General features: G+C 62.5%; 8 protein-coding genes. 5 read left to right on the top strand and 3 right to left on the bottom strand.

The annotated features are described in order from the left end of the window. From glyS to gloA, 5 genes are all read left to right on the top strand, one after another. On the top strand, positions 1-2106 hold a 2106-nt coding region (glyS, locus tag ACM62Q_RS07805), incomplete at its 5' end, for a glycine--tRNA ligase subunit beta (protein ID WP_415035274.1). A gap of 6 nt (positions 2107-2112) precedes the next feature. Next, positions 2113-2679 carry a D-glycero-beta-D-manno-heptose 1,7-bisphosphate 7-phosphatase gene (gene gmhB, locus ACM62Q_RS07800; RefSeq protein WP_415035272.1) on the top strand — a complete coding sequence of 189 codons (567 nt, stop codon included), beginning with the start codon at positions 2113-2115 and terminating at the stop codon, positions 2677-2679. A 5-nt stretch (positions 2680-2684) separates the two neighbouring features. Continuing rightward, positions 2685-3431: a lysophospholipid acyltransferase family protein gene (locus tag ACM62Q_RS07795; protein WP_415035270.1), complete on the top strand. Its 747-nt coding sequence runs from the start codon at positions 2685-2687 to the stop codon at positions 3429-3431. Further along, positions 3415-4125 carry a M48 family metallopeptidase gene (locus ACM62Q_RS07790; protein ID WP_415035268.1) on the top strand — a complete coding sequence of 237 codons (711 nt, stop codon included), beginning with the start codon at positions 3415-3417 and terminating at the stop codon, positions 4123-4125. The genes ACM62Q_RS07795 and ACM62Q_RS07790 overlap by 17 nt, the downstream gene beginning before the upstream one ends. An 11-nt stretch (positions 4126-4136) precedes the next feature. Further along, entirely contained in the window at positions 4137-4520 is a 384-nt protein-coding gene (gene gloA, locus ACM62Q_RS07785; RefSeq protein WP_415035266.1) for a lactoylglutathione lyase, read from the top strand. Between the two features lie 101 nt (positions 4521-4621). On the opposite strand, the gene ACM62Q_RS07780 is transcribed toward gloA, so the two are convergent. Genes ACM62Q_RS07780 through ACM62Q_RS07770 form a run of 3 tightly spaced genes read right to left on the bottom strand, consistent with a single transcriptional unit; the run spans position 4622 to position 7485 of the window. Next, a complete protein-coding gene (locus tag ACM62Q_RS07780) occupies positions 4622-5494 on the bottom strand; it encodes a Smr/MutS family protein (protein ID WP_415035264.1) in 873 nt (290 codons plus the stop codon). A gap of 26 nt (positions 5495-5520) precedes the next feature. Further along, entirely contained in the window at positions 5521-5859 is a 339-nt protein-coding gene (locus ACM62Q_RS07775; RefSeq protein WP_415035262.1) for a P-II family nitrogen regulator, read from the bottom strand. Positions 5860-5877: 18 nt separating this feature from the next. Then, positions 5878-7485, bottom strand: a complete 1608-nt coding sequence (locus tag ACM62Q_RS07770) for an NAD+ synthase (RefSeq protein WP_415035260.1) — start codon at positions 7483-7485, stop codon at positions 5878-5880. Positions 7486-7488 lie beyond the last annotated feature (3 nt).

Genomic DNA, 7488 nt, shown 5'->3' with positions numbered 1-7488 from the left:
CAAAATCTCCTCGTCGAACTCTTCGTTGAAGAATTGCCGCCCAAGGCGCTGAAAAAACTGGGCGAATCCTTCGCCAATTCCCTGCTCGCCGCGCTGCAAAAGGAAGGGCTGGCGGCGGCTGACGCCCAGGTCACCGCCTTTGCCACGCCGCGCCGGCTGGCCGCGCACATCACGGCGGTGTTGGCGGTGGCCGCCGACAAGCCGGTCAGGCAAAAGCTGATGCCGGTCGCAGTCGGCCTCGATGCCAGCGGCAACGCCACGCCGGCACTGTTGAAGAAGCTGGCGGCGCTCGGTGCTGATGCCTCTTGCGTGCCGCAGCTGCGCCGCGAAAGTGACGGCAAGGCCGAGGTTTTGTTTTACGACAGTCTGGCCAAGGGTGCCCGCCTGAGCGAAGGCCTGCAGCAGGCCATTGAAGCCACCCTGGCGGCGCTGCCGATTCCCAAGGTGATGAGCTACCAGCTTGCCGACGGCTGGGACACGGTGCATTTCGTGCGCCCCGCCCATGGCATCGTCGCCCTGCACGGCGACAGCGTGGTGCCGGTTGCCGTGCTCGGCCTGAACGCCGGCAATACCACCCACGGCCACCGTTTCGAAGCCCCGTGCGACCCGGTGCGAATTGCCCATGCCGACGCCTACGCCGAAACGCTGCGCCGCGAGGGTGCGGTGATCGCTTCCTTCGCCGAGCGCCGCGCCGAAATCGTGCGCCAGCTGGCTGCCGCTGCCGCCCGCGCCGGTGCCGGCCTGCAGCCGATCGAAGACGATGCGCTCCTCGATGAAGTCACCGCCCTGGTCGAGCGCCCCAATGTACTGATCGGCACATTCGAAGAAGAATTCCTCGCCGTGCCGCAGGAATGCCTGATCCTGACCATGAAGGCCAACCAGAAATATTTCCCGCTGCTCGATGCTGAAAACAAGTTGAGCAACAAATTCCTGGTCGTCAGCAACATTAGCCCGGAAGATGCCTCTGCCGTCATCGAGGGCAACGAGCGGGTGGTGCGTCCACGGCTCGCCGATGCCAAATTCTTCTTCGACCAGGACCGCAAGAAATCGCTCGAATCGCGTGTTCCCGGCCTGGCCAAGGTGGTCTATCACAACAAACTGGGCACCCAGAGCGAGCGCCTGCAACGCGTCACTGCCATTGCCCGCCTCGTCGCCGAACAGATCGGCGGCAGCGAACTGGCGCTACGCGCCGAGCGCGCCGCGCTGCTCACCAAGGCCGACCTGCTCACCGACATGGTCGGCGAATTCCCCGAACTGCAAGGCATCATGGGCCGCTACTACGCCCTGCACGGCGGCATCCTGAATGACATCGCCGATGCCATCGAAGACCACTACAAACCGCGTTTTGCCGGCGACAGCCTGCCACGCGGCCCGGTCGGCACGGCGGTGGCCATGGCCGACAAGCTGGAAACCCTGGCTGGCATGTTCGGTATCGGCCAGACGCCAACCGGCGACAAAGATCCTTTCGCCCTGCGCCGCCACGCCCTCGGCGTCATCCGCATGCTGGTCGAAGGCAAGCTCAACCTGCCGCTGGATCGCCTGCTGGCAGAAGTTTTTGCGCAATTCACCGGCGTCGACGGCTTCAAGCCGAAGCCGCAGGAACTGGCCGATTTCATCTACGACCGCCTGGCCGGCAGCCTGCGCGAGCAAGGCTATAGCGCCCAGGAAGTCGATGCCGTGGTCAGCCAGCGGCCGCAGCGCCTGGGCGATCTGGTGGATCGCCTGGCCGCCGTGCGCGCCTTCTCCGCCCTGCCGGAAGCAGCGGCGCTGGCCGCCGCCAACAAGCGGGTCGGCAACATCCTGAAGAAAGCCGACGGCCCGGTCGATGCACACATCGACAGCGCGCTCTTACGCGAAGCGGCGGAAAGCGCCCTGCACGCGGCGCTGGTCGACGTCGTGCCGCAGGCTGACGCGGCCTTTCTCACCGGCGACTACACCGAATCCCTGCAAGTGCTGGCGCGGCTGCGCGCGCCGGTCGATGCCTTCTTCGATCAAGTCATGGTCAATGCCGACGACCCGGCGCTCAAGGCCAACCGCCTGGGGCTGCTCGCCATGCTGCACGCGGCGATGAACCGGGTGGCCGATCTGTCGCGCCTGTCTGCCTGAGCGATCATGGCCGGCAAACTCGTCATTCTCGATCGCGACGGCGTCATCAACCAGGATTCCGCGCAGTACATCAAGAGCCCGCAAGAATGGAAGGCGATTCCGGGCAGTCTGGAAGCCATCGTCCGCCTCAAGCAAAACGGCTACCGGGTGGTGGTGGCGACCAACCAATCCGGCATCGGCCGCGGCCTGTTCGACATGGACACCTTGAACTGCATGCACGTCAAAATGCAGCAGGCTTTGAGTGATCTGGGGGCGCGCCTGGATGCCATTTTCTACTGCCCGCACACGGCGGACGCGCAGTGCGACTGCCGCAAACCCAAGCCCGGCATGCTGCAGCGCATCGCCGCAACGTTTAACGCTGACCTGAGCGGCGTGCCCGTCATCGGTGACTCTTTACGCGACCTGGAAGCCGGCGCTGCCGTGGGGGCGCAACCCATCTTAGTCTTGACCGGCAAGGGCGAAAAAACCCGCGCTGACCCGGCGCTGCCGCCCGATACCTTGATCTTCGCCGATCTGGCGGCGGCCATCGACCATCTGTTGCAAGAAACTCCAGCGATCAAAGGGAAAAAATAAAACCCATGCATTTTCTGCGCTCGATTGTGTTCATGACCTACGCCATTCTCTGGTCGGTGATTTCCGCGCCCCTGGTGGTACTTGCCGGCCCCGTGCTGGGCGGCCTCTGGGCGTATCGTTGCGGCAAACTGTGGCGTCTGGGAACGCAATGGGGTGTAACGCACATCCTGGGCATCCGCACCCGCATCATTGGGCAGGAAAACATGCCCAAACACGCCAGCGTCATCATGGCGAAACACCAGTCGGCCTGGGAAACCATGACCCTGCAAGACTGCGTCCCCGACGGCACTTACTGTGTTTTTGTCTTGAAGCAGGAATTGCTCAAAGTGCCTTTCATCGGCTGGGGGCTGGCTGCCATGAAAATGATTTCGATCGATCGCAAGGCCGGTAAAAATGCCCTGGAACAGGTCGCAAACCAGGGGCGAGAACGCTTGCAGCAAGGGTTTTACGTCATCATCTTCCCCGAAGGCACGCGCGTCGCACCGGGCGAAAAACGTCGTTACAAGGCGGGCGGTGCCTATCTCGCCAGCCAGGTCGGCTGCCCGGTCGTGCCGATTGCGCACAACGCAGGCGAACTCTGGCCGCGCCAGGCTTTCCTGAAAAAACCCGGGGTAGCCACGATCAGCATCGGCCCGGCATTTTCGGCCGAAGGTTTGAGCGAAAGCGAAATCAACCAGCGCGTGGAAAGCTGGATCGAAGCTGAAATGCGCCGCCTCTCGCCGCACCGTTATCCCGATGCTGGCCCCCCTTGAACCGCAGCTCCGGCGCATCGTTCTGGCCGGACAGGAAACCGAATACCGCCTGCGCCATAGCGCGCGGCGCAGCATCGCCTTGAGCATCGACCGCCACGGACTGCGCGTCAGCGCCCCGCTGCGCACGTCGCTCAAAGACATCGAGCAACTCCTGCGCAAGCACGCCGACTGGGTGGTGGAAAAACTTGCCCAGCGTGCCAATCGCCCGATGCCGAGTTTGCCCGGTGACGGTGAGCGCCTGCCGCTCCTGGGCGGCGAGATCACCCTCATCCACCACCCGGCGCGCCGCTCTGCTTGGCGTTTTAACGGCGACACGCTGGAACTGCACCTGGCCGATGCAGGGCACATTCCTGCCCTACTCAAAGCTGCCTTGAGTGACGCTGGGCGCAATTTTTTCCGCCAGCGCCTGGAGCATTACGCCCCCTTGCTCGGGCTTTCTCCCCCGCCTTTACGCATTTCATCCGCCCGCACCCGCTGGGGGAGCTGCAGCTCGCGGGGCAGCATTTCTTTGAGCTGGCGGCTCGCCATGTTAGCCCCTGAGCTCGTCGACTACGTGATTTGCCACGAACTCGCCCATCTCAAGGAAATGAACCACAGCCCGCGTTTTTGGGCCATCGTTGAACAACTTTGCCCAAACTGGCAGTCGCTGCGTGCGACATTACGCCAGCAAGGGCGCCTCATCCCCGATTTCTGAAAGGATTTTCCATGCGTATCCTGCACACCATGCTGCGCGTCGGCGAGCTGGACCGCTCGCTCGCCTTCTACACCGAGATTCTCGGCATGCGCCTGCTGCGCCGGCAAGACTACCCAGAAGGCCGTTTCACCCTGGCCTTCGTCGGCTACGGCAGCGAGGACGACGAAGCCGTGCTCGAGCTCACCCACAACTGGGACACGAGCCGCTATGAACTGGGTACCGCCTACGGCCACATCGCGCTGGCCGTCCCTGACGCAGCCGCCGCCTGCGCGCAAATCAAAGCCCGGGGCGGCAAGGTGGTGCGCGAAGCTGGCCCGATGAAGCACGGCAGCACCATCATCGCCTTCGTCGAAGACCCGGACGGCTACAAGGTGGAGCTGATACAAAGAGATTGAGCTCTCTCGATCGAAGGCGCAACAACACCCCGCCCCGGCCCGTCGACAGGCGAAGGCTTCGCTCATCTAGCCGAATAGGTTTTTAGGCTTTTACAACAGCCTCACTGCCGGGCAGCGCGCAGCAGCGCCAGGAGCGCGCCCTCGCCGCCGTCTTGCGGTTTTGCCTGACAATAGGCCAAAACCTCCCGGCGCTGAGCGAGCCAGCCGCGCAGTAACTGGCGCAGCACGGAAAGTTTCTGCGGCGAGCCCAGGCCCTTGCCGTGCACGATGCGCAGGCAGCGTTTGCCCTGATGCAAGGCAGTTTGCAGGAAAGCCGCAACCTGGTGGCGGGCTTCGTCGCGGTTCAAGCCGTGCAGATCGATTTCGCCCTGAATCACCCAGCGCCCTCGGCGCAAATCACGCAATACGCTTTGCGCCAGGCCGGCGCGTAGATAAACCGCCTCATCGCCACCTTCCAGGCGATCTTGCAAGCTCAAGGGCGTAAACAGACTGTCGCGCAGCACGGCGACCTGCTCTGCGACGTGTTGACGTGCTTGCGGCGCAGGCGGTGGACGCTCAAAAACGGCTTGATTGCGCGGAGCAAGTGGCACCACCCCGAGCAAGGCACGCTGCAAGGCTGCTTCTTGCGGATCATCGGAAAAACGCGGCGGCACATCTTGCTGCCAATGCGCCGGCAAAATACTTTCATCGGTAAGGGCAGAAGCCGACGGCAACGGGCGAGATCTTGGCTGCGGCGGGGGTTTGGGCTGCTGCAAAATGACCCGATTATCCGGCGGCAAGGGGACTGCGCCGACTATAGCCGCTTGCAAGGCGGCGCGCTCGGCTGCTGCCGACTCTGGCTCGGGTGCATTTTTCTCTATTTCTGCCCTGGCCCCGAGCGGCGGCAACGCACTCTTTTTCAGCGCCGCCTTCGGCGTCTGCTTTAACTGCGCTTTCAGGCGCTCCGGCAAGCGATCTTGCAGGCGATTTTTCACCGGAACGCCCCTTCAAGACGCAGCGCTCAGATGGCGGCTTCGTTCAGCTCGCCAGTGCGGATGCGCACCACCTGCTCCACCGGCAAGACGAAAATTTTACCGTCGCCGATTTTGCCGGAATGTGCAGCCTTGACGATGGCGTCGATCGCCGCTTCCAGACGTTCGCTGGAAACGACCACTTCCAGCTTTATTTTGGGCAAAAAATCAACGACATACTCTGCGCCGCGATACAGTTCGGTGTGGCCTTTTTGTCGGCCAAACCCCTTCACTTCGGTCACCGTCAGACCGGTGATACCGAGTTCAGACAAGGCTTCGCGCACTTCGTCGAGCTTGAAGGGTTTGATGATGGCTTCGATTTTTTTCATGATTTTCTCCGTCGGTTCTCAAAAAGCTTCGGCATAACGCTGGGTCAGCGGATAGTGCCAGTCACTGCCAAAACTTTGGGCGCTCAGGCGTAGGCCGAGCGGCCCCTGCGCGCGTTTGTATTGTGCACCGCGCAAAAGTTGCACGATGCGCCGTACGGCCTCTTGCGGCTGACCGTCGGCGATAATTTGGCGCGCACTGCGTCCTTTTTCGAGGTAGGCATAGGCAATGGCATCGAGCACAGCGTAATCGGGGAGCGAATCCTGGTCCGTCTGGTCCGGGCGCAATTCGGCAGAGGGGGCGCGCGTGAGGATGTTTTCCGGAATCGGTGCGCCACCCGGCTGGCTGTTGCGGTAGCGCCCGAGTTGATAGACACGGGTTTTGTAGACGTCTTTCAACACCGCAAACCCCCCTGCCGTATCACCGTAAAGCGTGCAGTACCCCACCGCGGTTTCCGATTTATTACCGGTGGTCAGCACCAACTTGCCGCTTTGATTGGAGAGCGCCATGAGCAAATTACCGCGAAAACGCGACTGCAGGTTTTCTTCGGTCAAGCCCAGCGGCAGGCCAGAGAGCAGCGGGTCGAGCATGTCCTTGAAGGTCTGCATGGCCGGGACAATGGGGATTTCGTCGTAGCGGCAGCCAAAATGCCGCGCCATGGCGCGCGCATCGTCCAGGCTCATCTGCGCGGTGTAGGGCGAAGGCATCATCACCGTTTGCACCCGCTCCGCGCCCAGGGCATCGACCGCGATGCACAAAACCAGCGCCGAATCCATGCCACCGGAAAGCCCAAGCAACACGCCCGGGAAATTGTTTTTGCGCACATAGCCCGCTAAACCGGCGACCAAGGCCTGATAGAGCGCCACGTCAGCATCTAACACCGGGCTTTTTTGCGTACTCGACAAACGCAAGCGCGGGAATTCTCCCGGAGGCTGCAAAGGCTCCTGCGTCAGATCGATAAAACCCAGCGCTTCACAAAATTCCGGCAGGCGCAGCGCCATTTGCCCGTGGGCATCGTGCGCCAAAGAAGCGCCGGAAAACGCCCACTCGTCCTGAGCGCCGGCCAAATTGCACACGATGCGCGCACCGGCCGGCAAGGGCGGTGCCGCTTGATCCATCACGAAAGGCGCGGCATTCAAAACGAGCTGCAAATCGACCTGGCTCGGATCAATGGCCTCTTCGCCGACGCTGACCACGCAGCGCAAGCCGTCCATGATAAAGGGCTGCGCCGGCAGACCGGCGCTGAAATAACGGCTTTCATCGTAACCGGAGGCCGTGTTCAGGCGGGTTTTGCGCGCCACCCGCTGCATCTTCCCGGACTGCAAAAGCGATGCCGCGTTATACAGCCCGGCGGTCGATTTTTCCGGGTGTCCGACGAGAATGCGCAAGCCAGGCACCCGCTGGGCGGCGCGCGCAGTCAAATCCGCGAGTGCGTTCTCGCTGGCCTGCAAAAAATCAAGCCGCCGCAGGTAATCCAGGGGCGGGTTGCCGCACAGGGCGAGTTCCGGGGTGATCAAAAGCTGCGCCCCCTGCACCTGAGCCGCTTGTGCGGCGGCCAGAATGCGCTCGACGTTACCCGGAAAATCACCCAGAACCGGATCGAGCTGGGCAACGGCGATACGCATCATGCT

Source organism: Azonexus sp. (assembly GCF_047638095.1).
Taxonomy (GTDB): Bacteria; Pseudomonadota; Gammaproteobacteria; order Burkholderiales; family Rhodocyclaceae; genus Azonexus.
The sequence above is the reverse complement of the archived record's forward strand: the minus strand, read 5'-3'. Positions and strand labels throughout refer to the sequence as shown.

Coding starts and splice junctions, on each gene's coding strand:
- ACM62Q_RS07770 (WP_415035260.1), bottom strand. CDS start 7,485: ATGATGCGTATCGCCGTTGCCCAGCTCGATCCGGTTCTGGGTGATTTT.
- gloA (WP_415035266.1), top strand. CDS start 4,137: ATGCGTATCCTGCACACCATGCTGCGCGTCGGCGAGCTGGACCGCTCG.
- gmhB (WP_415035272.1), top strand. CDS start 2,113: ATGGCCGGCAAACTCGTCATTCTCGATCGCGACGGCGTCATCAACCAG.
- ACM62Q_RS07775 (WP_415035262.1), bottom strand. CDS start 5,859: ATGAAAAAAATCGAAGCCATCATCAAACCCTTCAAGCTCGACGAAGTG.
- ACM62Q_RS07795 (WP_415035270.1), top strand. CDS start 2,685: ATGCATTTTCTGCGCTCGATTGTGTTCATGACCTACGCCATTCTCTGG.
- ACM62Q_RS07790 (WP_415035268.1), top strand. CDS start 3,415: ATGCTGGCCCCCCTTGAACCGCAGCTCCGGCGCATCGTTCTGGCCGGA.